Origin of the sequence: Pseudomonas fluorescens, from assembly GCF_902497995.1 — a bacterium.
In the GTDB taxonomy this organism is placed as follows: domain Bacteria; phylum Pseudomonadota; class Gammaproteobacteria; order Pseudomonadales; family Pseudomonadaceae; genus Aquipseudomonas; species Aquipseudomonas fluorescens_BK.
Map to the genome: position 1 here is coordinate 1 of NZ_CABVII010000004.1, position 23,195 is coordinate 23,195.

Annotated in this window: 17 protein-coding genes and 3 pseudogenes; 6 read left to right on the forward strand and 14 right to left on the reverse strand. The window is 51.5% G+C overall.

Translation table 11 applies throughout. The annotated features are described in order from the left end of the window. A partial coding sequence (locus F8N80_RS05715; RefSeq protein WP_263596937.1) for an aconitase family protein occupies positions 1-842 on the forward strand: 842 nt, incomplete at its 5' end. 3 nt (positions 843-845) lie between these two features. Next, a complete protein-coding gene (gene leuD, locus F8N80_RS05720) occupies positions 846-1,454 on the forward strand; it encodes a 3-isopropylmalate dehydratase small subunit (RefSeq protein WP_150782880.1) in 609 nt (202 codons plus the stop codon). Positions 1,455-1,492: 38 nt separating this feature from the next. Here the strand turns inward: leuD and F8N80_RS05725 are convergent, their stop codons facing one another. Continuing rightward, positions 1,493-2,410 carry a LysR substrate-binding domain-containing protein gene (locus F8N80_RS05725; RefSeq protein ID WP_150783396.1) on the reverse strand — a complete coding sequence of 306 codons (918 nt, stop codon included), beginning with the start codon at positions 2,408-2,410 and terminating at the stop codon, positions 1,493-1,495. A 130-nt stretch (positions 2,411-2,540) separates the two neighbouring features. Between F8N80_RS05725 and F8N80_RS05730 the strand changes: the two genes are divergently transcribed. Next, the gene (locus F8N80_RS05730) at positions 2,541-3,887 is read left to right on the forward strand and encodes a 2-hydroxycarboxylate transporter family protein (protein ID WP_150783397.1); all 1,347 of its coding nucleotides are present in this window, start codon (positions 2,541-2,543) and stop codon (positions 3,885-3,887) included. 163 nt (positions 3,888-4,050) lie between these two features. Here the strand turns inward: F8N80_RS05730 and F8N80_RS32025 are convergent. Then, a pseudogene (locus F8N80_RS32025) lies at positions 4,051-4,233 on the reverse strand (LysR substrate-binding domain-containing protein); the annotation flags it as partial. A gap of 244 nt (positions 4,234-4,477) precedes the next feature. Here F8N80_RS32025 and F8N80_RS31410 point away from each other — a divergent pair. Then, positions 4,478-4,740, forward strand: a pseudogene (locus tag F8N80_RS31410) (hypothetical protein). 476 nt (positions 4,741-5,216) lie between these two features. Here F8N80_RS31410 and F8N80_RS05745 read toward each other — a convergent pair. From F8N80_RS05745 to F8N80_RS05800, 12 genes and pseudogenes are all read right to left on the reverse strand, one after another. Continuing rightward, positions 5,217-6,687, reverse strand: a pseudogene (locus F8N80_RS05745) (aldehyde dehydrogenase family protein). Positions 6,688-6,765: 78 nt separating this feature from the next. After that, positions 6,766-7,362 (reverse strand): TetR/AcrR family transcriptional regulator, encoded by a 597-nt coding sequence (locus F8N80_RS05750; RefSeq protein ID WP_150783398.1) that lies wholly within the window; start codon positions 7,360-7,362, stop codon positions 6,766-6,768. A 1-nt stretch (position 7,363) separates the two neighbouring features. After that, entirely contained in the window at positions 7,364-7,834 is a 471-nt protein-coding gene (locus tag F8N80_RS05755) for a MarR family winged helix-turn-helix transcriptional regulator (protein ID WP_150783399.1), read from the reverse strand. 66 nt (positions 7,835-7,900) lie between these two features. Continuing rightward, complete coding sequence (locus F8N80_RS05760; protein ID WP_150783400.1) at positions 7,901-9,643, reverse strand: acyl-CoA dehydrogenase; 1,743 nt, start codon at positions 9,641-9,643, stop codon at positions 7,901-7,903. 144 nt (positions 9,644-9,787) lie between these two features. Beyond that, on the reverse strand, positions 9,788-10,618 hold the full coding sequence (locus tag F8N80_RS05765) for a p-hydroxycinnamoyl CoA hydratase/lyase (protein ID WP_150783401.1): 831 nt from the start codon (positions 10,616-10,618) through the stop codon (positions 9,788-9,790). Between the two features lie 118 nt (positions 10,619-10,736). Then, positions 10,737-11,627: an SDR family oxidoreductase gene (locus F8N80_RS05770; RefSeq protein ID WP_150783402.1), complete on the reverse strand. Its 891-nt coding sequence runs from the start codon at positions 11,625-11,627 to the stop codon at positions 10,737-10,739. Further along, positions 11,624-12,658, reverse strand: coding sequence for an MDR family NADP-dependent oxidoreductase (locus tag F8N80_RS05775; RefSeq protein WP_150783403.1), 1,035 nt, complete (start codon positions 12,656-12,658; stop codon positions 11,624-11,626). The genes F8N80_RS05770 and F8N80_RS05775 overlap by 4 nt, the downstream gene beginning before the upstream one ends. Positions 12,659-12,672: 14 nt before the next feature. Further along, complete coding sequence (locus F8N80_RS05780; RefSeq protein ID WP_150783404.1) at positions 12,673-14,229, reverse strand: AMP-binding protein; 1,557 nt, start codon at positions 14,227-14,229, stop codon at positions 12,673-12,675. 19 nt (positions 14,230-14,248) lie between these two features. Continuing rightward, positions 14,249-15,091 (reverse strand): enoyl-CoA hydratase/isomerase family protein, encoded by an 843-nt coding sequence (locus tag F8N80_RS05785; RefSeq protein WP_224790639.1) that lies wholly within the window; start codon positions 15,089-15,091, stop codon positions 14,249-14,251. Between the two features lie 36 nt (positions 15,092-15,127). After that, the gene (locus tag F8N80_RS05790) at positions 15,128-16,243 is read right to left on the reverse strand and encodes a saccharopine dehydrogenase family protein (RefSeq protein ID WP_224790640.1); all 1,116 of its coding nucleotides are present in this window, start codon (positions 16,241-16,243) and stop codon (positions 15,128-15,130) included. A gap of 42 nt (positions 16,244-16,285) precedes the next feature. Continuing rightward, positions 16,286-17,566, reverse strand: coding sequence for an acyl-CoA dehydrogenase family protein (locus F8N80_RS05795; RefSeq protein WP_150783406.1), 1,281 nt, complete (start codon positions 17,564-17,566; stop codon positions 16,286-16,288). A 154-nt stretch (positions 17,567-17,720) separates the two neighbouring features. Further along, a complete protein-coding gene (locus F8N80_RS05800) occupies positions 17,721-19,511 on the reverse strand; it encodes an acyl-CoA dehydrogenase (RefSeq protein WP_150783407.1) in 1,791 nt (596 codons plus the stop codon). Positions 19,512-19,792: 281 nt separating this feature from the next. Here F8N80_RS05800 and F8N80_RS05805 point away from each other — a divergent pair, with 281 nt between their 5' ends. Both F8N80_RS05805 and F8N80_RS05810 read left to right on the forward strand, forming a co-directional pair. Next, positions 19,793-21,916 carry an FAD-dependent oxidoreductase gene (locus F8N80_RS05805; protein WP_150783408.1) on the forward strand — a complete coding sequence of 708 codons (2,124 nt, stop codon included), beginning with the start codon at positions 19,793-19,795 and terminating at the stop codon, positions 21,914-21,916. Beyond that, positions 21,913-23,091, forward strand: coding sequence for an acetyl-CoA C-acyltransferase (locus tag F8N80_RS05810; RefSeq protein WP_150783409.1), 1,179 nt, complete (start codon positions 21,913-21,915; stop codon positions 23,089-23,091). Before F8N80_RS05805 ends, F8N80_RS05810 begins: the two co-directional genes overlap by 4 nt. Positions 23,092-23,195: the final 104 nt, after the last annotated feature.

Genomic DNA, 23,195 nt, shown 5'->3' on the forward strand with positions numbered 1-23,195 from the left:
ATATTGGCGCTTCAGGCGCCACTGGCTATGCAATCGAATTCGCAGGGCCGGCAATCACTGACCTTAGTGTCGAAGCTAGAATGACGATCTGCAACATGGCCGTCGAAGCGGGAGCCCGGGGCGCGTTTATGGCTCCGGATGACAAAGTGTTCGCTTATCTGCAGACCAAACCGCGTGCGCCTCAAGGCAAAATGTGGAACCAGGCAGTTGCCAAATGGAAAGAATTACACACTGACACAGGCGCCGTATTTGACCGCGAGGTCATACTCAACGTTGATGATCTGGAGCCGATGGTTACTTGGGGCACAAGCCCCGATCAAGCCTCACCGGTTGGCGGTTATGTGCCAGATCCAACGACTCAACCCGACCTCATTCTTCGCCAAGGCATGCAGCGCGCGTTGGATTACATGGGCCTGAAAGCGGGCATGCCACTGAGCGATGTAGTCATCAGTCATGCGTTTATCGGTTCCTGCACCAATGCACGAATTGAAGACTTGCGTGACGTTGCCCGTGTAGTGCGCGGCAAGCGCGTGGCAGCACATGTACGAGCAATGATCGTTCCCGGCTCAACACTGGTACGTAATCAAGCCGAACAGGAAGGCCTTGCGCAGATATTCCTGGATGCCGGCTTTGAATGGCGGCAGTCGGGATGCTCTATGTGCCTGGCCATGAATGACGATGTTCTCGCTCCAGGTGACCGCTGCGCATCAAGTACAAATCGCAATTTTGAAGGTCGCCAAGGTGCCGGCGCGCGCACCCATCTTATGAGTCCGGCGATGGTCGCAGCTGCAGCGATCACCGGACATTTGACCGACGTTCGCTCATTCGCTCTGGAGGCTTGAAGCATGCAACCTTTCAATACGGTCAGTGGCAGCGCCGCGCCACTTGTGGCTTCCAACATTGACACCGACGTGATCATGCCCAAGCAGTTTCTCAAGGGGATTGATCGCCAGGGACTGGATCGCGGTTTGTTCTTCGATTTGCGCTTTCTGGAAACAGGCGAACCCAACCCTGAGTTCATTCTCAATCAACCTGCCTGGAATGACGCAGCCTTCCTGGTGGTCGGCCCCAACTTCGGTTGTGGGTCTAGTCGAGAACATGCCGTTTGGGGTCTGAAGCAAGTAGGTATCAGAGCACTCATCGGTACCAGTTTTGCCGGTATTTTTTATGACAACTGCCAGCGCAATGGTGTGTTGGCCATACAGCTTTCTGAGGCTCAGCTAAAGCAGATTGCAAGCGTCATCAGTGACGCGTCGACAGCACGGATCGAAGTGAATTTGCCAGAGCAAACAATCGAATTGGCGGACGGCACCGTGATTCCTTTCGAGATCGACCAACTGCGCAAGCAATCCCTTTTGCTAGGGCTTGATGCGATCGGTACGACGTTGCAGCGGGCCGATCAGATTCGAAGCTTTGAATCTCAGCATCTGGCGGAAAATCCCTGGTTGGTTTGACGGGAACCATCCTGGCGGTTGATTAACCGCCAGGAGCTTCACTCAACTGACAGATCGCGAAAGTAATCTTGTAAGAACTCGACGCAAACTCGCAGCTTTGCCGATTCGCTGAGTCTCGTGGGATACACCGCCCAGACATTTGCACTCTGCGTGTAGTCGTGCAGCACTTGCACCAGTAGACCTTGCTCCAGCATAGGTTTGACGTCCCACATAGATCGCAACAGGATCCCGCCACCGCTCAAGGCCCACTTCAATACTATTTCGCCGCTATTTGAAGACAGCGGGCCACTGACACGCACCGACTCCTCATCCCCATCCTTGGTCAGGTTCCATACACCAAAGGCGTTATTGCGCTCTTTGAGAACCAGGCAATCATGGTTCTTCAAGTCATCCAGTGTAAGAGGTACACCTCGCCGCTCAAGATACTCGGGAGTCGCGCATAGCACGCGCCGATTGCTCACCAGCTTTCGACCTATATGCTGACCTGCCAAATCATCACCAACACGAATTTCCAGATCGAAGCCTTCGCCGACAATATCGACCACGCGATCAAACACATCCAAGCGAATATCGAGTTTTGGGTAGGTTTGCGACAGTTTGCAAATCGCTGGCGCGACATGGTTGCGACCAAAACCGAAGGTACTGCAAATGTGCAAAGACCCCATGGGTTGGTGCCGAGCCTCGGCTATCTCACCGACAAAATCGTCTAGATCGCCAAGCAACTTTTCGGCCCACACTCTTACTCTCTCGCCGTCATCGGTCAGGGCGATACGTCTAGTGGTGCGGTGTAAGAGGCGTGTCGAGAGAGTCGTTTCCAGCACGGAAATGCGCTTGCTGATGTAGGCCGGGGAATAACCTAGCTCCTCGGCGGCACTGGCAAAGCCATTTTTGCGAATGACAGTGAGAAAAACCTTCAGGTCATCAGGCAGCGGAAATTGATCACGATTCGTGTTCATAAGCCTCATGGTTACGTTATTTATCTCATGATTTTCAAAGCATACCATCGATCTACCGAGTGGTAGCCAATGCTTGGTTAACCGTTAATTCTTGAATCCTCGATAAAAACAAACATGAGGAAATAGCGACATGAATCAGTCCTATGAGCCGTCCCTGAAAGTCGAAGCACCTCGTGAAGGCGGATTTATGCAACGCCTACGCAACCTATGCGCCTACGAAATTGGCGTCATCCCTTTGCCAATATTCATTGGCATTGCCCTGATTGTTTACCTCTCAGCCCACCTGGGTTACCTCCCAAAAAACATGATCGGTGGCCTCGCCGTGATCATGACCATGGGTGTTTTTTTCGGCCAATTAGGCTCCCGACTGCCGATCCTGAAGGAAATCGGTGGAGGTGCCATTCTATGTCTCATGCTTCCGTCTGTGTTGGTGTTCTACGGCTTCTTCGGGCCGGCAACGATTGATGCGACCAAGATGCTGATGAAGGAGGCTAACTTTCTCTACTTCGTAATTGCTAGCCTGGTGGTTGGCAGCATTCTGGGGATGAGTCGCTTTATTCTGGTTCAGGGCATGATCCGGATGTTTATCCCCCTGCTCGTCGGCACCTTAGCCGCCGTTGGCAGCGGGCTGATTGTAGGTAAGCTAGTCGGCTACAGCTTCTACCACACCTTCTTCTTTATCATCGTGCCGATCATTGGTGGCGGGATTGGCGAAGGGATTTTGCCGTTGTCGCTAGCCTACTCGGCAATTCTTGGCGGTACGCCGGATATCTATGTTGCTCAATTGGCGCCTGCCGCAGTGGTGGGCAACATCGCTGCAATCATTTGCGCTGGTTACCTGGCACGTCTGGCACTGAAACGCCCCAATATCAATGGCGAAGGTTCTTTGATTCGCGCCAAGGATGAGAATGACAAATTCCAAGTAAAGGAAGACGCCAACACCAGCGTCGACTTCCGTGTGATGGGTGCTGGCGTGCTGATCATCTGCGCGTTCTTCGTCCTGGGCGGTCTGCTGGAAAAAGTTGCCGGCATTCCCGGCCCGGTCATGATGATCCTCGCCGCCGTACTGTTTAAGTACGTTCGCGTTCTGCCGGAAAAACTGGAAAAAGGTGCGCAATCATTCTACAAGCTGGTTTCTGCTGCCTTCATCTGGCCGGTGATGATCGGCCTGGGCATGCTCTATGTTCCGCTCGACAGCGTGGTCAAGGTGTTCTCGGTGGGCTATGTGCTGGTCTGCGTTTCGGTAGTGATATCGATGACAATCGCGGGCTTTTTCATCGGCAATCTAATGAAGATGTACCCTATCGAGTCAGCCATCGTTACGTGCTGCCACAGCGGCCTGGGTGGCACCGGCGACGTGGCAATCTTATCTGCCTCCAACCGGATGTCGCTGATGCCCTTCGCGCAAATCTCCACTCGCATCGGTGGTGCGTCAACAGTGATCTTGGCGACCATACTTTTGAAAGCTTTTGCTTGAAGCAGAACGCTTGATACATACCCATCGACGGTTCAATTAACATCTTGGTGCTCACTCTCAAGTGAGCACCTTTTTTTTGCTTAACGCGAGAGAATGCCCATCTCTGCAATGCTTTCGTTTTCTCGCCTCGTAATGCATCTGAAACCAGCGATCTTCAAGCGCCTCAATTTTTTGCATCGGCTACGCCCCGCAGATCACTCACGTTTATGAGCTGCTTTTCGCACAAAGCGTGTCTTTGCGGGATAACGCAAACACCCTGTTCTTCCAACACTGGCAATTTGTCAAAGCCTGACAATTCTGTCGGCAAACCCACGAAGGCAGGGTCGACGCTGCGATCCAGTACCGCACGTTCAAGCGCATCGTAGAGCCAGTCACCAACTCGATCACCAAATCTTCACGACCTTGCATGAATTCACCATGTCGCGAGGGAGTGATTGGTGAGTCATGCTGCTGGGAAATGCAACGCGAAATAGGGGGCGGCTTGAATGGCCAGACGCAAGTCGACAGCCATTCGATAAACCCGCTGAATGTTATCAACCAGCCCCGATACTTCCGGCAGAAATGCTTCGGCCTCTGGCGTCGGTGTCAGTCTGCCCTTCTGCCGCAGGAACCACGTAGAGCCCAGGGAGTCCTCGAGTTCCGATGAAGCGCTGCAGGAACTGGAAATCGATGTTGGCGACTCGGTGTATCAGTTAGAGGAGTTTGTCGGCAGTACGCGCTGCCTTGTCCTATCAACAAAGCCTCAAATCGCGGATGGATAGACGAACTCACTGAAGCCTGGGATAGCGGACAGCGTGGCAATGCCGAAGTGAAGAAAGCAGGCGTAATGCACTTCGCAGAAGCAGTTAAGTAAGGCCAAGAATGGCTCTTCAAGTGCACTTCACATGAAGACATGGTCTAGCCGGGCTTACGCCCGAAGGAGCGGCAGTCATCGACTCCTAATTTCCCTGCAGTAGGCCGCTTTCTACGGTGTGGAACAGTCCTGTTTTCGCCCTACACGCCAAAGTTGAGGGTGACGTACGCATAGATTCGGAGATGATCCCTGGCTGCACCTGCACGAGGCTCGCTCTCTGATCGTGGAAGACGAAAGGCAATCCTTCGCGCACTAGGTCATGAAGCCTGGTACCGCCTGGTGGCAGCCCTAAGGTCAGTTAAATGCTCTGCGGGATCTGTGGCCTTGTTTGAAATTCATTACCCATGACTCTGAATCGCCCCGGTGCACGACTGCACAACGCAGTCGATTAGGAAGGCCTTGAGCAAATTCTCAAACAGCGGTGGGCCCGACCACCTGCTCACAGCTGAGAGGTGGGGGGTGCCAACACTATTATTCTAGAAAGGATACTCTCGAGGGCTGGACTGGACAGTGATCCAATGATCCGTAGTGAACTCGTCTATAGCCCATTCACCATTGAACCTACCTAGCCCAGAATTTTTCTCAGCCCCGAAGGGGGCATTGGCATCATCGTTCACCGGAATATCGTTAATGTGCGTCATGCCTGCTTTTAGAGACCGAGCAAATCGCAGCCCTTTTTCGACATCCTTAGTGAAAACCGCACTGGACAACCCGAACTCGGAATCATTGGCTAACGCCAAAGCATGATCGTCATCTTTCGCGCGTAAAATACCTACAAGCGGCCCAAAGATTTCATCTTTTGCGATTTCCATTTCTGCAGTGACCTCAGCAAATACGTGCGGAGGCAAAACCTGCCCGACACGGTCTCCACCGACCACTAAACGCGCACCTTCTTCGATTGCTCTCGCGATTTTTCCTTCGAGTGAAACGAGCTGTTTTGCGTTGATAATTGGCCCAATGACGGTCTCAAATTTATTGGGATCACCAGCGGGAAGTGCCGCAGCCCGCGCCGAGAATTTCTGAACGAAATCGTCGTAAAGTCGCTCATGTACGATGATGCGATTTACCGCCATGCAGATCTGGCCTTGATGTAGGAATTTACCCATAACGGCAGCGGCTACCGCACGATCGAGATCTGCGTCCTCGAGTACTATAAATGGACTGTTCCCACCCAATTCCAACGCGACGTGTTTAAGATGAGCTCCACCTAATGCGAGCCGTCCGATATTACGCCCTACGGGTGTGGAGCCCGTGAAGGAGATGAGACCTGGAACAGGGTGCTCAACAAAGGCATCGCCGATATCTGCACCAGCTCCAACCAGAACACTTAAGACCCCTTTCGGTAAGCCGGCCTCTTCAAAAATCTTCGCGATCAGCAAGCCGCCAGTGACCGGAGTGTCGCTCGCAGGTTTTATAACTACAGCGTTTCCGAGTGCTAGCGCGGGCGCTACCGAGCGCTGAGTCAGATGCAACGGAAAATTCCATGGGCTAATGACCAACCACACCGATAGGCTCACGATAAACGCGACTCTCTTTGCCTTCGATATTCGAATTTAGAATCTTACCGTGCACGCGATTTGGAAAGGAGGCCGATTCAAGAGTGATCGCTCGTGCAGCTCCCCACTCGATTGTCGCTTTCAAACGTGTACTTCCAGATTCACGGATCAGCCAGTCGATAATCTCGTCCTGACGCTTATCAAAAATACTTACCGCACGCAGCAGGATCTCGGTTTTAACAGCAGGAGCAGTTTTTGCCCACGCCCTTTGGGCCGACTCTGCAGACTGCAACGCAGTATCTAGGTCAGCCTTATTCGCTTGAGAGATCTGAGCGATTTCCGAGCCATCGTAAGGATTGATCACGGACACGAGGCCCTGTGCAGCCCCGCGCTTCCACTCACCTTCAAAGTACAGCTGCTCAGAAAATTCGTACTGGGAATATTCACTCATAACCTAACCTCGACTGATATTATAAAAACAAAATAGCCATGATTTCTTATTACATCCGATCCCAACTTAGCCACGATCTTATACAAAATTCCCGTCGGAACACTTTAAAGCTGAGCGGATAAGATCAAACACAATTCTAGAGGGTTCTTGTAGAGGTAGACCTGATCGTACAAGCCCCCCTGGAACAGATTCGAGAAAACTTACGGTTGCTCCTGCCAAACGTGCTGCCTCACCCAAACTTTGCGCAACAAGTAATGGCCGCAAAACTATCTCAACTAGGTCTATGTATTCCTGCCGCTTGCCATGAACACCATCAGCCCATGCGCCATTGAGATTTTCCAGCTCCCTATTAAGTAGCTGAAAATTGCTTGGCATGGATAAGTACATTTGATATTGGAATTCGACCAGCGCACGAAGACGAACTAGGTCACTAACACGCCGACGCAACAATTTTTTCGTGTTAGCAATCAGTAGCTCAAACGGCTCTTCCAGGAAATCGACCAACAATTGATCCTTACTTTCAAAATGATGGTACATTGATCCTGGACTGATACCAATATGATGCGCCAAATCCCTCATGCTTACTTGACGAAATCCATGCTTGGCAAATAGATCCAGCGCCGCTCTTCGATAGCGCTCACTGGAACCATTAACATCAGCTGATTTTGCCTGCATATTACCTTCCGCATATTTCAGCGTTTTTGATATACTTTTTAAGCAATGACAGGAGCAGATATTTTTCATCTCCGGTCAAAGCATTGCACATTTCTGCTTCGTTGTTTATCGCCAACAACTTAAGCTCTTGCAATAAAACCTGTCCTTTTTCAGTCAAAAAAACTGACTTTGCACGGCGATCTATCGCTCCTGGCAAGCGCGTGATCCAAGCTCTCTGTTCCATCTGAAAAAGGATGTTGGTTATTTGTGACGACTTCAACAAAAGTTTCTCAGCCAAAACTACTTGTGGAGTACCAGGTAACCTTTCTATGATCTGAAAAATTGAAAAATGTGTATGTCGAACATTATGGTTCAGAAACAACTCCTCCAGCCGTCGAGACATTTCCAATTGAACCCGCCTCAACTCCAGGCTAATTATTTCATCTGCAAAGGCAAAGCTGCTTAGAGACGCTTTCAATTTTTCTGGCTTCATAATCCACTCATCAAACGTCAGCGAATTTCAACTCCTGTCACTACACAACTTACGCCAAGCCTTCAGTCAAGCTAAAAATGGTAAATTATCTGCCGAATCTGCAATCACGTTTAAATTGCGATCAAGCTCTGGCCACACATACGTGAAGTACACTTTTGCGCAATTCAGCTTTGAGACCCAAAAATCATCAGATCGTCCACGGCCAAGCTTTATTGTTTTAGCCCACGAATAACCAATGAGCAGTAATGCCAACGCGTTAAGAAACTCTTTTGCGATTCTATAAGCTCGTTCCGCATCTTTACTAGCTAACAGCAGCTCGGTAACCTTCAACAACCGCGACGCTGCCGAATTAACTAAATGGACATACCCATAAAAATCTTCGCCATTCAGTTCAGTCAATATTTCAGCTATCAGATCTTTCAGGCCTACCGCACCATCTCCATATACTTTTCTTACCAAAAGATCGTTTGCTTGAATCTCATTAGTGCCTTCATAAAGCATGACTACCCGACTGTCGCGCACGATCTGCTCAATGCCATACTCTTTTATATAACCGTAGCCACCGAACACTTGCAGCGCCTGGCTTGAAACTTTGAAACCTTGCTCACTGAAAAACGATTTAATGACTGGGGTCAGCAAACCAACACGGACTTCTAACCGTTGGCACTCGAGGGAATCAGTCGACATGCTTTTCATGTCGAGGCTATGTGCTGTCCAGTAGCCAATCGCTCTCATCCCTTCTATCAGAGCCTGCATCTCCAACAAGCTACGGCGAATAATAGGGTGGTGAACAATGACATCCGGCCCAATCCCTAATTCACCTTCCGGTTTCGTAACAGCGCGCATCTGCCTGCGTTCCATGGCGTAGGCTTTTGCCAGTTGCATCGCTCGTTGTGCATGGCCTAGCCCTTGCAGTCCGACATGGAGGCGTGCCGAGTTCATCATCACGAACATCGCAGACAAACCCGCGTGTTCTGCCCCTATCAGCCATCCTTTAGCACCTTCGAAAGAGAGACTGCAGGTTGGACTTCCATGGATACCCATTTTTTCCTCTATACCGGTGCAGACGACATTATTTTTCGTCCTGCCACTCTCGGTTTCGATAAACTTGGGTACAAGAAACAATGAAATTCCACGTGTTCCTTTCGGTGCGTCGGGTAGCCGAGCCAGCACCAAATGAACAATATTGTCAGAGAGATCGTGCTCTGCGCCAGAGATGAATATCTTGCTACCCGATAAACTATAGCTGCCATCAAGCTGAGGTTCAGCTTTTGCCCGAAGTAAGCCCACATCACTTCCAGCTTGAGGCTCGGTCAAACACATCGTCGGTAACGTAGTGCCGGAAACAATGCCAGGCAAATATATGTCTCGCAGTTCAGCACTCCCATGAGTGCGCAAACACTCATATGCGCCGTGAGCAATTCCCGTATACATTGCCCATGCATGGTTGCAACTGAAAAACATTTCGCTGACAGCCGCGCTTAACAAATGGGGAAGTCCTTGGCCCCCGTCATCGACCTCACAGGCCATCGTCGGCCAACCGCCTTCCACGTACTGACTGTAAGCTTCAGGAAAGCCTTTAGGAGCATGTACCTCACCTTCTTGAAAACTACAGCCTTCAGCATCACCAGATGCATTTAGCGGCGCTAAAACACCTGCAACGAATTTCTCGGCTTCTTCCAGAACCTGTGCCGTGATTGAAATGTCGATATCGGAGTATTCGGTAGATTTACTCCACGCAGCAGGAGCCTGCAGCCACTCTTCAATGATAAACTTCATATCTGTAAGCGGTGCGCGATAATCTTCCATCTAACTTACTCACTTTTCTTTCTGAAGAGCGCCACTCACATAATTAGCGCAAATATAATCTAGCCTGATCCGTTGATCGAAGCTTGACCCATCAAATAACGATACCGCGCTGCATTGCGTGGACACAGCGCGGCGCGTGCAAACTTATCGCTTATATGCCTCCAGACCAGGCTTGATGCTCTTCTCATCAAGGAACTGCTTCAGTCCCTGTTCACGGCCGTGTTCCGGATCACGCAACTGGGCTTGATCAAGTTTGGCGTACAGGTAGTCCTCGCTTTGTTCCCAGGTCAGTTCTCGGCAGCGTTTGAAGCCAATCTTGGCGGCGCGCAACACCACAGGGTTCTTGTCGAGCAGATTACTCGCCAAGGCAATTACTTCATCGCGAAGATTCGCCAGAGGAACACTTTTGTTAACCAAACCCATCTGAGCAGCCTTTTGACCGCTAAAGGTGTTACCCGTCATGATGTAGTAGAGAGACTCACGATGACCAACCGTGTCGGCCATGGCCTTACTTACCAAGTTTCCAGGCGGAATACCCCAGTTGATTTCCGACAGGCCGAAAGTGGCTTCGTCAGCACAGATGGCCAGATCGCAAGCTACCAGAGGACTGAAACCACCACCGAAGCACCAACCGTTGACCATGGCGATGGTCGGTTTGCTGTACATCCGCAGTAGTTTCCATTGCCACTCGGAGGCATCGCGGCGAATGCGCTCCTGAAGGATCTCAGGGCCTGCATCAATCTCACGGAAATACTCCTTGAGATCCATACCTGCCGTCCAAGCGCTGCCTTCGCCAGTAAGCACCAAAACGCGTGCATCAGCGTCCTGCTCCAATGTTTCCAATACATCTCGCATTTCACGATTGAGCGTAGGACTCATCGCATTGCGTTTTTCTGGACGATTGAGAGTTACCCAAGCAATACCACCATCAACGTCTACTTTTACGGTTTTCCAACGATCAGCATAATTGCTCATATCACACCTGCATGTTTATCAACGAGATAAACGGCCGCTCTACAACTTTAAACGGCCGATGGGAGGCCACATCCCCACGACAATTCGCAAGAACGTGAATAAAAACTTTGGTTACTACTTAGTTTATTGAAAGAGGTTTTACATCACGCCCCTTCAACCACTCAGACAGCCCTAACGAACTTAAAATTAGTTGGTCAAACACACGATCTGGCAGAAGTTTACCGGCCCACCAAAGTCCATCCAGCGGGTAACGCGATTTCGGTTGCTTCGCTGAAATAGCATGCAATACTGCCTTACATACAACATCAGGCGACTTAGCTCGCTTCTCCATACCGCGAAGGGTTTCGTTAAAAACTGCCCACGAATTTGAATATCCCGATTCTGTGTAAGACTCTGTATTGAGTGCCTTTTTCGACTTCTCGAACAACGGAGTTCGAATAAAACCAGGTTCAATTGCGGCGACGTGGATCCCCGAGGAAAGCAATTCTCGTCTGAGCCCCTGCGTCAGCGCTTCAACGGCGTGCTTGGAAGCGGCATAGGTCGCTAGGAACGGAACCGTGATCATGCCGGAAACAGAGCTGATGTTCACGATGCGTCCAGGCATCTCTGATCCTCGACCAAGCAACACGGCAAAGCTACGAGTCACTTTAAGTAAGCCGAAGACATTTACCTCGAAAGTGCTCTGAATTTCTTCCCATGGCTGCTCAAGCAAAGGCCCAGCTGCGCTTACGCCAGCATTGTTGATCAAGGCCGTAAGGTTGCTGCCAGCAAGAGCCTTCTGAACAGATGCCACAGCCGCTTCCACAGAGGCATGATCAGTGACATCCATCTCCACCGGTATAAATGAGTCTGCCCAACTGTCGATCAACCTCTGAGCATCAGCTAACTTGCGAATACTCCCAAAGACCCGATAGCCGCGTGTGAGTAGAAAATTCGCCATTGCCTCACCGATCCCTGATGACACGCCTGTTATCAATACAGCCGGTGCTAGAATGTTGATCGAAGTCATAATGGATCACTAACCTTGAGAATTAGTTTGCCAGGACGTTTACCAGTATAAAGCGTGGTAAGTAGCTCTGGGGCACGGTCAAAGCCGAAGTGAATGTCTTCTTCCACATGCACTTCTTTCTCTTTTAGAAGTCGAGTTAATCTTTCGACCCCTTCAATCATTCTGTCCCGGTAATGCATCAGATGAAGCCCTTTTACGGTAAGCATCTTGGTGCAAATTTCCATAAAATTTTCTGGGCCGCGAACCTTCAACGATCCATAACCGGAGCTGATAGCACCGGAAATCAAAACCCGGCCTTGTGGCGCCATCTTCAGAAATAGAGAATCGAGGGTTTCGCCTCCAACGTTGTCAAAATAGGCAGTCACACCTGCGGGGCAGTGAATATCCAAGGCATCAGCAACGGATTCTTTCCGATAGTCAATTGCCGCATCAAAGCCTGCTTTTTCGACTAGCCATCGGCATTTATCTGACCCACTAGCGATGCCGATAACTTTCTTTGCGCCGAGAGCTTTTGAAATTCCCCCGGCCATGGAGCCAGTTGCTCCGGACGCGGCAGAGACAACAACCACATCCGACCCGTTTATCTCGAGTAGGTCAGTCAGGCCAAAGTAAGCAGCAAGACCTGCCGTTCCTAGCGCACTCAGATTCCACGTTTCGGGATAATCGCCGAGCCTCAATGTGCGCAGAGGGATCGGTGTATCCGCACGGACAATCGAATAGTCTTCCCAAGCCATCAACCCTTCCACCCATGCCCCGATCGTGTAACGCGGATCACGGGAATCGATAACTTGGCCGATACCAATCGTCTTCATTGGCTCACCCAGGTGAATAGCAGTCATGTAACCGCCATCCTCCGTCATCCAAAGCCGCTGGCTGGCGTCGTATCCAAAGTAGAGGGTACGCACCAGAACATCACCTTCGTGCAACAAAGGAATACTAGCCTCGTGGTAGCGAAAATCCGTTTGCTCGACTGCGCCATCAGGCCTTCTAGCAAGCAACCACTGACGGTTAACAACTCCACTGTTCACCATGTAATCCCCCTACTTCAGATACGCCGATCGACACCTTGCCAATAGGCATCCCGCAGCTCTTTCTTCAGAACCTTTCCTACTGGGCTGCGTGGCAGTGTGGTCACGAAGTCAACGCTCTTTGGGGCTTTCACCGAACCCAATTTATGTTTGCAAAGGGCGATTAGCTCTTCAGACGAAACCTCTGTACCGTCTTTCAACTCGACCACCGCTTTAACGGCTTCTCCCCAGTTCTCGTCTGGTACGCCAATTACTGCGCAGTCCAACACCGATGCGTGCGTCCACAGAACTTGCTCAACTTCACTCGGATAAACGTTGAATCCACCGCTGATAATCATGTCTTTCTTGCGGTCTGTGATATGCAGGAAGCCATCACTATCCAGATGACCAATGTCACCTGTGTGCAGCCATCCATCGATGATGGCCTCGGCTGTTTTTTCGGGTTGCTTGTAATAACCCATCATCACGATGTCGCCGCGAACGCAGATTTCGCCGCTTTCTCCTTTCGAGAGAGCTCGTCCTTCTTGATCCTTGATTGCAAGGGCGTTGAGAACCGAAGGCTTGCCACAGGCAGAAAGCCGACTATCGGAAGCGACTTTGCCAGCCACAAAGTGGTCACCTGGACGCATCGCGGCGATGCCACCTGGAGCCTCAGACTGGCCATACCCCTGAAGCATGACCGGGCCGAACACCTTGATAGCCTGCTTTAGTTTCTCGACAGACATTGGTGCTGCGCCGTACATGAAGTATTTCAGAGAGGAAAAATCTCTCTCGGAAATACTTGGCATCTCAACCAGACGGTAAATGACGGTTGGAGGGAGAAAAAACTCGGTAACCCTTTGCCCTTCAATTGCGTTCAGCAGAGCTTCAGGATCAGGCTTGGCCAAAACAACAACTGAACCGCCGCGCGCACTCGCAGGTAACGACAGGAACCCGGCTGAGTGGGTCATTGGAGCAGCGGCCAAGTTAACAATCGATTCGCCGGGCTCGTAATGGTTGTTAATTATGGCGTTAGCAACGGAAGTGCCTAGGTTGCGATGCGAGAGCATGACCCCTTTTGGAAGACCTGTGGTGCCCCCCGTAGGCATAATCGCTGCCAAACTGTCCTGTGGGACTTTCAACGACGGCGCGATGCGTGGCTGGGTAGCCAGCAAACTAGAGAGCGAATCAGCAATCGATGAATTGCCATCGATGCAGATCAGTTGACGTAGATTCGGACACTGCTCTTTCAGCTGGCCGACGATATCGCTGAACCCCTGCTGAAAGAAGAGAACTTCAACATCGAATCCGTCTAGCAATTGTTGTTGCTCTTCCAGGCTGCTGCGGGGATTAACCGGAACCCAAGACAGTCCAGCCCGCCACAGCCCAAGCACGCACATCCAAGACACGGGATGATTCGCCGAAAGCACCGCTGCCTTGGTTTCAAGTGGAAATCCCAAAGCCAGGAGTGCGTTGGCAACCTGGCAGGTAATTCCATAGGATTCGTTGAATGACCAACGCTGCCCTTCCATGACGAATGCCGTTGCGTCACCATCGAGGCCGTAACCTCGGTCGAAAAAATCGAAAATAGCCATAAGATCGCTCGCGCAGACGTTACTTGTTAGCCTGGGACAGGTTTGAAATTGTTTCGGGCAGATTCAGTTCGTATTCTCGGGTCTGCCCGAGCGAACGCAGCCCCTCAACGCCTTGGGCGAATTCTTCAGTTGCCATCGCCGAGCGCAGCCCATCGTTTTCTTTGGCTAATCCCGCAAACAACGGATCGATCATCGGCGCGTACACTTCCTTAAAGACGTCCCGATGCATGCCAATAACGCCGAAGGAGCGTTGAGAGATTTGAGCCGCCAGTTCATCGACATACTGATCTAGGTCGGATGCGGGCAGTGCTCGGTTAACCAAGCCATAGCGCTCTGCTTCTAAACCTGAATAATCTCTACCGCTGAGGAGAAATTCCAAGGCGCGTGCAGGGCCTGCCGCCAAGGCAATTCTTGTGGTGCCACCACCGCAGGCCAGGAAACCGCCGCTGGCTTCGGGAGCACAAAATTTTGAGTCCTCGCTAGCAAAGCGCATGGATAGACCCATGGCAAACTCTAGCCCTGCACCACGGCACCGACCTTGAACTTTGGCAATAGTGACCTGCGGGAGTCCTTGCCAGGAGAGCGCCAGTGCCTGGAGGGCATTAATATCGGGATACTTGCTAGCCTTGGATGGATCTGCTGCAGACTTCACCAGATCGTCCAAGTCGAAATGGGCAATAAAGAATTCTGGATCCGCACTTTCCAGGATGACGACTTTCACGCTGGTATCAACGAAGAGTTGGCCGCTGAGTTGAAACAACTCCTCGGTCATTTTCAAATTCATTAAGTTGACTGGTGGATTCGACAGAGCAACGCGTAGTACCGCGCCTTCTTGCTTGAGACTAAAGGTTGTATAACTCACGACTATATCCTTTCGAAGTATGAACGACGATGCGAATTAGGAAACTTGCTCAACCTTAATGGAGGCATAACCGTAACTCTGCAGTGTTCCCATCAGTTCGCGGTGACCAAATACTTCGCTAGGCGATCGCAAGCCCGCGACCCGTGGTGTTTCAGAAACTAGGCGACTCGCCGCATAGGCTTGAAGCAGGCCAGTAGTCAAATATCCACCCGTGCTGAAGATTGTGCTTTTGACCGCAACGTTGTTGCCGGTAGCCAGACAGATATCGATCGAGCGGTGAATTTGGCGAGATTCACGAGGAGGCGTCGAAGGGGTGATTCCTGTTGCCATCTTGTCGAGAACCGTCCGCAATTGGTACTCCGGCAACCATTGCAGCTGAACCTTATACGCTCGCTCCAGCTCCAGCTCTTTCTTGTAGAGCTCTTGGTTCCAGATAGCGACGTCCATCTTGCAGTTACGTACACGGCCATCTTTACGAAACCAAATTGGATTGGATGAACCGCCCCAGTTGGAAGTCGTCAACACTTCGCCCGAAGGCGTGCAAATCTGTCCGTTCTCGATGCCCGGATAGCGAACCAATTCGCGATCTTTCAGGTAATAGCAAGGATGACGCACTGCATCGAGAATGGTTTGGGCCGAGGCAACGGTCGGCACTGCATTGCCGATGCCATGTAACCGAAGCGAATCAACGCCAGGGGTTTCAAGACAGTAACGTGCACCGATCTCACTCAACCCGTACATATAGGCGGTGGACGGCACCATGACGAGACCAGCTTTTTCGAATTCACGTCCGAAATGCTCATCAAGTTGCAAGATCGCGGACTGCTCGCCAGTGGTGTCTAGGTAGTGAACACCCGTGCGAAGGCAGGCCTCTGCAACCTCAAGGTTGTAGCGCATGAACGGGCCGACGGTGTTACACACCACCTTACGCCCCTTGAACAACTCCACCAGCGCTTCTACAGAGTGCTCTACCTCCACCACTTGGTATTGAGCACTTTCGATTCCAGGCACCAGACGTAGGGCCTCTTCAATACGCGCTCGAGTACGTCCAGCGGCGATAAATGGCAGGCCTAATTCACGCAGGTGCTCTGCTACTAGGCGACCGGTATAGCCGCTCGCGCCGTAGATAACAACGGGATAATCAGATCTCAAAGGTAAATCCTCTTTCCGAATTTGTTTTTATAGGGAAACGAATTAGAACCGACCCCAGCCTTCCTGCTGATGCAGTTGACTTAGCAGGTAGCCGTAGTGCATCTGCAAAATATTGTTCTCACCGTCTTCGATCTGCATTGCTCGCGCATCGCGGAACAATTTTTCAATCGGATATTCTTTGGTTAGCCCTGCCCCACCGAAGAGTTGCAGTGCTTCGTTGACGACATTCATCAACTCGCTGCAGCAAAAAGCTTTGCCAGCGGCAGTGAAATAAGGGTGGGGACGAGGGGAACACTTAGTGTAATGAGCCACATGCCTAGCCATGGCGCGTATGGCTTCAACCTTGGTTCCCATACCGCCTAATCTGAATTGGGTGAGCTGGTGCTTCGCCAGCAATGCGCCGCCTTGCTTGCGCTCATGGATATATCCCAACGCAAGTTCAAAGGCTGCTCTGGAGAGGCCAGTAGCAATATGACTCATTGCAGTGCCAGCTTGCGCCCATGCATACGCATGCTTGAGCTCATAATCGTCGCGCGTGGCAACCGCGAAACGACGAGGAATACGCACGTTGTCAAAGTAAATTTCACCTTGAGGCAATGAGCGTTTACCTAGTTTCTCAAGAGGCTTTCCGCGTGATACCCCTTTGATGTCGAGGGGAACAACGATATTGCAGCCATAGGTACTACCGTCTTCATCGAAGAAACCATCACCATAGTCAGCGACGATGTCCATCAAGGCGACTTCGGCTACCGCGCCGTTGGAAACCCAGGCAGAAGATTGGCCATTGATGATGATTTCATCACCCTTGAAAACAGCTTGAAGATTGCCTTTATTACCTTTTGATCCAGGGTGCCGTTCTTCGGAGTAAAGGGTAAGGCCATCAGATCCACGATCTGGTTGGGTGGCAACCCAACAGCCAAGCTTACCCTCGCAAAGATCGATCAGCTCTTGGCTCCCGCTCGCTTTCGCGAGAGTAATCGGCATGGCACCTGCACCACTGGACACAGTCAACCCAGCATCGCCCCAAGCCATTTCTTCCACTACCAAACCTTCAAGCTTCGCCGCCTGATCTGCTGGCAAGTCAGTCATCGCATCGGGAGAAAAACCGAGCTTTTGAAACTCCAAGTGGTAGTCCCAGAAAGGAGAACCAGGCAGGTACGCTTGCTCAGCAGGAAGGCGGTCAATTTCTTGACCCAGTGGTCGCATCACCTCCCGTGCAAAGCGATGCATGGCGTGTTGAATACTTTGCTCTTCCTCGGTCAGACCAACATCAAAACCAGTCATTCCAACCAACGGCAACGGAACCGCCTGATGCGTGCTCATAGAGACTCCTTATTATTATTAGTCTGTAATTTTTGGTGCTGGTCGAACCGCAGGTTGCGGGGAAGCTGGCTATTGCTCTAAGACCGCAAACTGAAGATAAATCCAAGTGACGTAACACTCCCCCCCAACTAAGGGTGGGAACGGGGGGAGCAGCTCAGAAAGCCGCCCCTCCCAAGTCCATGACACTAGCGCCTCCCTCCTTGGCAACCAGAGCAAGACCGGCGGCCTGAGGCAGAATGTGGGCTGCGTAAAACTGCGCACTATGGATTTTGCGTCGAGCAAATTCGGAATCACCAGGCTTCTCGGATACGATCAATGCCGCACGCGCCATCTGCCATCCGCCAGCAATGACACCGCACAAACGCAAGAACGAAACAGAGCCACCAAGCATTTCTGCGGGATTGTCTGGATAACGAGCGAGTATCCACTCCGAGGCCCCTTGCAGAGCCTCGACCGCCACACGCAGGTTTCGCTCGATAACCCGCAGGCGTTCGTCGTTCCGGCTGTTGAGTTGACTCAAAGTAAGATGGATTAAGGACAACCAGGAACGCAGTGCAGCCCCGCCATCACGAACCAATTTACGCTCGACAAGATCATGGGCCTGAATAGACGTCGTACCCTCGTAGATTGCCGATACCCTGACATCGCGTAGAGGTTGCGAAACACCGCTTTCCTCGATGTAGCCCAATCCACCGTGCACTTGGATGGACATGGAGGTCACCTCGATTCCGGTCTCGGATGCCCAACCTTTGAAAATTGGGATCATCAGATCTACAAAGGACTGACTTGCGCGACGAGTAGATGAATCGGGGTGTCTGGATGCGATGTCTCGCTCAGCTGCAAGAACATACGCAACGGCCCTCATCGCCTCAGTTTGGGATCGCATCGATAACAACATCCTTCTCACATCTGGATGCTGGATTATCGGAACCGATTCCTTGCCGCCATTGACTGCGCGACCTTGAACCCGCTCCTGGGCATAAATCAACGATTGCTGATAGGCGCGCTCGCTGAGCGCTACCCCTTCCAATCCAACGTTGTATCGAGCGGAGTTGACCATTACGAACATTGCCTGCAGGCCTTTATTTTCCTCGCCCACAAGCCAACCCTTAGCACCTTCTCCGCTTCCTCCATACACCAAAGTGCATGTCGGACTGGCATGGTTTCCAAGCTTGTGCTCAATACCACTGCAATAGACGTCGTTCCGGATCAGCGAATGCTCTTCCTCTTTTGCCGGAAGAAATTTCGGAACGAGAAATAGAGAGACACCTTTCGAGCCTTCTGGGGCGCCTGGAATTCTGGCCAAAACCAGGTGAACAATATTGTCCGTGAGATCGTGTTCGCCGTAGCTGATGAAAATCTTCTGCCCAAAGACACGGAATGCCCCGTCAGACTCGCGTATAGCCCGAGTTCTCAGAGCTCCGACGTCAGAACCCGCCTGTGGCTCGGTGAGATTCATGGTCGCCGTCCATTCACCGCTCACAAGCTTCGGGATGTATTCATTTTTCAACGACTCATTGGCAGCACTCGCAAGAGCCTTCACACCGAACGCCGTCAACTCCGGGCAAAAGCAGAAGGCCTTGTTCGCAGAAACGAACATTTCCTGAAGAGCAGCACTGATCAGGTTAGGCAGGCCTTGTCCGCCATACTCTGCCGAAATCGAAACATTATTCCAGCCAGACTCTATGAATTTGGCGTACGCCTCAGAAAAACCAGGGGCAGTCTCAACGCTTCCCTCACTCCATCGCGCACCTTCGCGGTCGCCCACGCTATCGATCGGAGCCAAGACCTCTCGGGCAAAGCGTGCGCCTTCACTGAGAATGGCGTCGACCAACTCTGAGTCGGCCATAGATTCAGCGTCGTCCAACTCCGCCACTCTTTCTAAGCCAGCAAGCTCATGCAAGACGAAGCGAATCTCATCCAAGGGTGCTGTGTACGGGTTCATTGTTGTTTTTCCTGCGCCTAATGACGTGTGTCAGTGTAAGTTCACGAGCGATCATTGGTGGCAGCGATAAGGGGGGTTACTACCACCCACAAAGAGGGGGAAAGCTTTTTTGGAGTAGTCATACAGAATTTCAATTCTTACACTCGGGTCAGCGACATCAATCCACCTACTACATCTATGTTTCGAAATTAATTCGAGGCAGTTACGTGCAGGTCAATTAATTGTTTTCACAACAATTAATTAAAAAATAATCCTATGCAACTCAACCGCCTGAGGTAACCATGGTTCGTTATCATATAAATGACGGGGTCGCAGTCATCGCGCTAGATAATCCACCTGTCAATGCGTTGGGGATTTCACTTCGCCTTCAGCTGTTTGAAGAGTTCGGCCACGCCCTGAACAATCCAGAAGTCGTAGCTATTGTGATTACTGGAGCAGGTCGCGGCTTCAGCGGCGGCGGGGACATTAACGAATTCGACACACCCGCCCTAGCTCAAGCTCCAACATTGATGACCGTCTTCAATCAGATCGAGAGAAGTCATAAGCCTGTTGTAGCGGCGGTGCATGGCAACGCTTTAGGTGGAGGTCTCGAATTGGCCCTCGCGTGTCATGCTCGCGTGTGCCATACAAAAACATTGGTAGGTCTTCCCGAAGTTCATCTTGGCCTGGTACCAGGTGCCGGGGGGACTCAGCGTCTGCCCCGCTTAGTCGGAGCAGAGCTAGCGCTCAATCTTGTTGTGCAAGGGAAGATTGTTCCGGCATCGAGTTTGGCCGAAAGCGGATTATTCGACCATCTGACTGAGGGGTCACCCGTCGAAGACGCTATCGCATTGGCGCATCAACTTTCAAAAGATGTTCGTGATGGGCAACCTCTCAAACGAACTGGTGAACGCTCAGTTTCATTGCCCAATGCGCAGGCTTTCTTTGCCTTTGCTCGTGCGACTGTCCAGGTTCAAACACGGGGAGCGACTGCCCCACAGGCCTGCGTGGACTGCCTTGAGTATTCCGTTACGCTCCCATTCCAGCAAGCGCTAGAGAAAGAGTTTTCAACCTTTTGGCGTCTTCAAGGTACGCATGAGTTCAACGCCTTGCGTCATGCATTTCTAGCCGAAAAGAAGTGCTTGGAGATTGAGAACATTGATTCCGCCGCGCTTCCAAAAGAGATCAACGATGTAGTCGTGGTTGGTGCGGGAACAATGGGCTCCGGCATTGCCATGAGCTTGGCTAACGCAGGACTTCAGGTGACTCTGGTAGAGCGCGAGCAATCTGCGTTGGATCGTGGATTGACATCGATTTCTAGTACCTATGAATCGTCGCTGAAAAAAGGACGACTCTCAGTCGATCAGATTGCGAAGAGGAAGTCTCTGATCAAAGGTTCGACCAACTTCGATGCAGTGGCATCTGCGGATGCGGTTATTGAAGCTGTTTTTGAAGACATAAATGTAAAACGCGAGGTTTTCAACGCGGTTGGGAAATTCGCCCGTCCGGGCACCCTACTCGCTACCAATACCTCAATGTTGGACGTTGATGAAATTGCTCAAAGCTGCTCCGAAATTGAAAACTTCTTAGGCCTGCACTTCTTCAGTCCAGCACACGTCATGAAGCTTCTTGAAATCGTCAAAGGTGAAAAGACCTCTTCCCAAAGCCTCGCCACTGCGATGAGTCTTGCTCGTCGACTGGGAAAAACAGCCGTCGTTTCAGGTGTGTGTGAAGGCTTCATTGGTAACCGGATGCTCCAACCGTATTTGATGCAAGCCGGACTTCTGCTTGATGAGGGCGCCCTGCCTCATCAAGTGGATGCTGCCATAGAGAAATGGGGATTCGCGATGGGGCCATTCCGGGTCAGCGACATGGCTGGGAATGATCTAGGCGCAAAAATTCGCCATGATCGCCTAGGGAAGAATCCCAATCTTGTCTATTCCCGCACATTCGATGCAATCGTCGAGATGGGACGCGTCGGCCAGAAATGTGGTCGCGGGTGGTATGACTACGTACCCGGCCAAAGGGCACCACAAGTCAGCCAAGAGGTTACTGATGCAGTTCTAGCCGAGTCGCAACGTCTAGGTCTGCAACGACGAAAAATTAGCGATGAAGAGATTGTTGATCGCTTGCTACTGGCCCTGGTTAACGAGGGCGCCAAGATTCTGGAGGAAGGAATTGCGCAGCGGGCGTCCGACATCGATGTGGTCTACCTAGCTGGATACGGTTTCCCCAGGTGGCGCGGAGGCCCGATGTTCAGTGCGGATCAACGAGGGCTAAAGGATGTAGTGGCCACAATGCAGCGATTTGCACGGGCTCCGATATATCAAAACGCTCAGGTGTTTTGGCGGCCAGCCAACCTCCTGGTTTCCCTGGCAGATAAAAACCTCACTTTCAGTGCCTTCCAAAAATCGGAGCTGTCATGACTGAAGCCGTCATTGTCTCCACCGCTCGGACAGCTCTCGCCAAGTCCTTCAAGGGTGGATTTAACCTTACTCATCCCGCGACCCTCGGTGGCCATGTTGTATCGCATGCCATACAACGTGCGGGGATAGACTCCGCCGAAGTCGACGATGTCGTATTTGGAAGTGCCTTTTTAGAAGGCGCTGGTGGAGTTAACCTAGCCCGCGTGGTTGCGCTACGTGCAGGCTGCCCTGTATCTACTAGCGGCCTTACCATTAACCGCTTTTGCGCTACAGGTCTGCAGTCCATTGCTCTATCAGCGCAAAGGGTCATAGCTGGGGAAGGCGATATATTTGTAGCCGGTGGTGTTGAGTCCATTACGCTTGTGCAATCACAGGCCAATAGCTTCAACGAAAAAGAAGCTTGGGTTCAAGAAAACTATCCAGCAGTGTATTGGGGAATGCTCCAAACCGCTGAAGTCGTTGCCAAGCGATACGGCATATCTCGGGAACAACAGGATTTATACGGGCTGAAGAGCCAAATTCTGGCAGCTCAGGCACAGTCTAAAGGTCTATTCGATGAGGAAATCGTTCCCCTCGCCACAACCATGGCGGTCGTAGGGGCCGATGGAAGTATTGGCACTGCATGCGTAACGGTCGACCGAGACGAAGGGGTCAGGGGCGATTCTTCAATCGAGGGCCTGTCGAAAATCCGTTCTGCGATTCCAGGAGGTGTTGTAAGTGCGGGCAACGCCAGTCAGTTGTCGGACGGTGCCTCAGCATGTGTTGTTATGAACGCCAGCTTGGCATCCCAAAAAGGCCTCTCTCCATTAGGTGTATTTAGGGGTTTCCAGGTTGCTGGATGTGAACCCGACGAAATGGGAATTGGCCCAGTCTTCGCAGTGCCTAAGCTACTAAAAAAGGCGGGGCTGAAGGTAGAAGACGTTGGACTATGGGAGCTCAACGAAGCCTTCGCCGTTCAAGTGCTCTATTGCAAAGAGAAATTGGGCATCCCGGACGATCGACTTAACGTTAATGGTGGAGCTATTGCGTTTGGGCATCCGTTCGGCATGACGGGGGCGCGACAGGTTGGGCATGCACTGATCGAAGGACGCCGGCGCGGCGTACGTTATGTGGTTGTAACGATGTGCATCGGCGGCGGTATGGGTGCTGCTGGTCTGTTTGAAGTCCTTCACTAGCTACTAACCCGGGCCGGTACTTCCGGCCCGGTGTTTGCTCTACCTCCTTAACTGCTCCTCCTTCCCCTCTGCCTCCGATGTCATAGCTAGCAAACGATCGCTTA

What these genes read in the sequence shown, in the direction of transcription:
- leuD (WP_150782880.1), top strand. Translation starts at nt 846, where the DNA reads ATGCAACCTTTCAATACGGTCAGTGGCAGCGCCGCGCCACTTGTGGCT.
- F8N80_RS05725 (WP_150783396.1), bottom strand. Translation starts at nt 2,410, where the DNA reads ATGAACACGAATCGTGATCAATTTCCGCTGCCTGATGACCTGAAGGTT.
- F8N80_RS05730 (WP_150783397.1), top strand. Translation starts at nt 2,541, where the DNA reads ATGAATCAGTCCTATGAGCCGTCCCTGAAAGTCGAAGCACCTCGTGAA.
- F8N80_RS05750 (WP_150783398.1), bottom strand. Translation starts at nt 7,362, where the DNA reads ATGCAGGCAAAATCAGCTGATGTTAATGGTTCCAGTGAGCGCTATCGA.
- F8N80_RS05755 (WP_150783399.1), bottom strand. Translation starts at nt 7,834, where the DNA reads ATGAAGCCAGAAAAATTGAAAGCGTCTCTAAGCAGCTTTGCCTTTGCA.
- F8N80_RS05760 (WP_150783400.1), bottom strand. Translation starts at nt 9,643, where the DNA reads ATGGAAGATTATCGCGCACCGCTTACAGATATGAAGTTTATCATTGAA.
- F8N80_RS05765 (WP_150783401.1), bottom strand. Translation starts at nt 10,618, where the DNA reads ATGAGCAATTATGCTGATCGTTGGAAAACCGTAAAAGTAGACGTTGAT.
- F8N80_RS05770 (WP_150783402.1), bottom strand. Translation starts at nt 11,627, where the DNA reads ATGACTTCGATCAACATTCTAGCACCGGCTGTATTGATAACAGGCGTG.
- F8N80_RS05775 (WP_150783403.1), bottom strand. Translation starts at nt 12,658, where the DNA reads ATGGTGAACAGTGGAGTTGTTAACCGTCAGTGGTTGCTTGCTAGAAGG.
- F8N80_RS05780 (WP_150783404.1), bottom strand. Translation starts at nt 14,229, where the DNA reads ATGGCTATTTTCGATTTTTTCGACCGAGGTTACGGCCTCGATGGTGAC.
- F8N80_RS05795 (WP_150783406.1), bottom strand. Translation starts at nt 17,566, where the DNA reads ATGAGCACGCATCAGGCGGTTCCGTTGCCGTTGGTTGGAATGACTGGT.
- F8N80_RS05800 (WP_150783407.1), bottom strand. Translation starts at nt 19,511, where the DNA reads ATGAACCCGTACACAGCACCCTTGGATGAGATTCGCTTCGTCTTGCAT.
- F8N80_RS05805 (WP_150783408.1), top strand. Translation starts at nt 19,793, where the DNA reads ATGGTTCGTTATCATATAAATGACGGGGTCGCAGTCATCGCGCTAGAT.
- F8N80_RS05810 (WP_150783409.1), top strand. Translation starts at nt 21,913, where the DNA reads ATGACTGAAGCCGTCATTGTCTCCACCGCTCGGACAGCTCTCGCCAAG.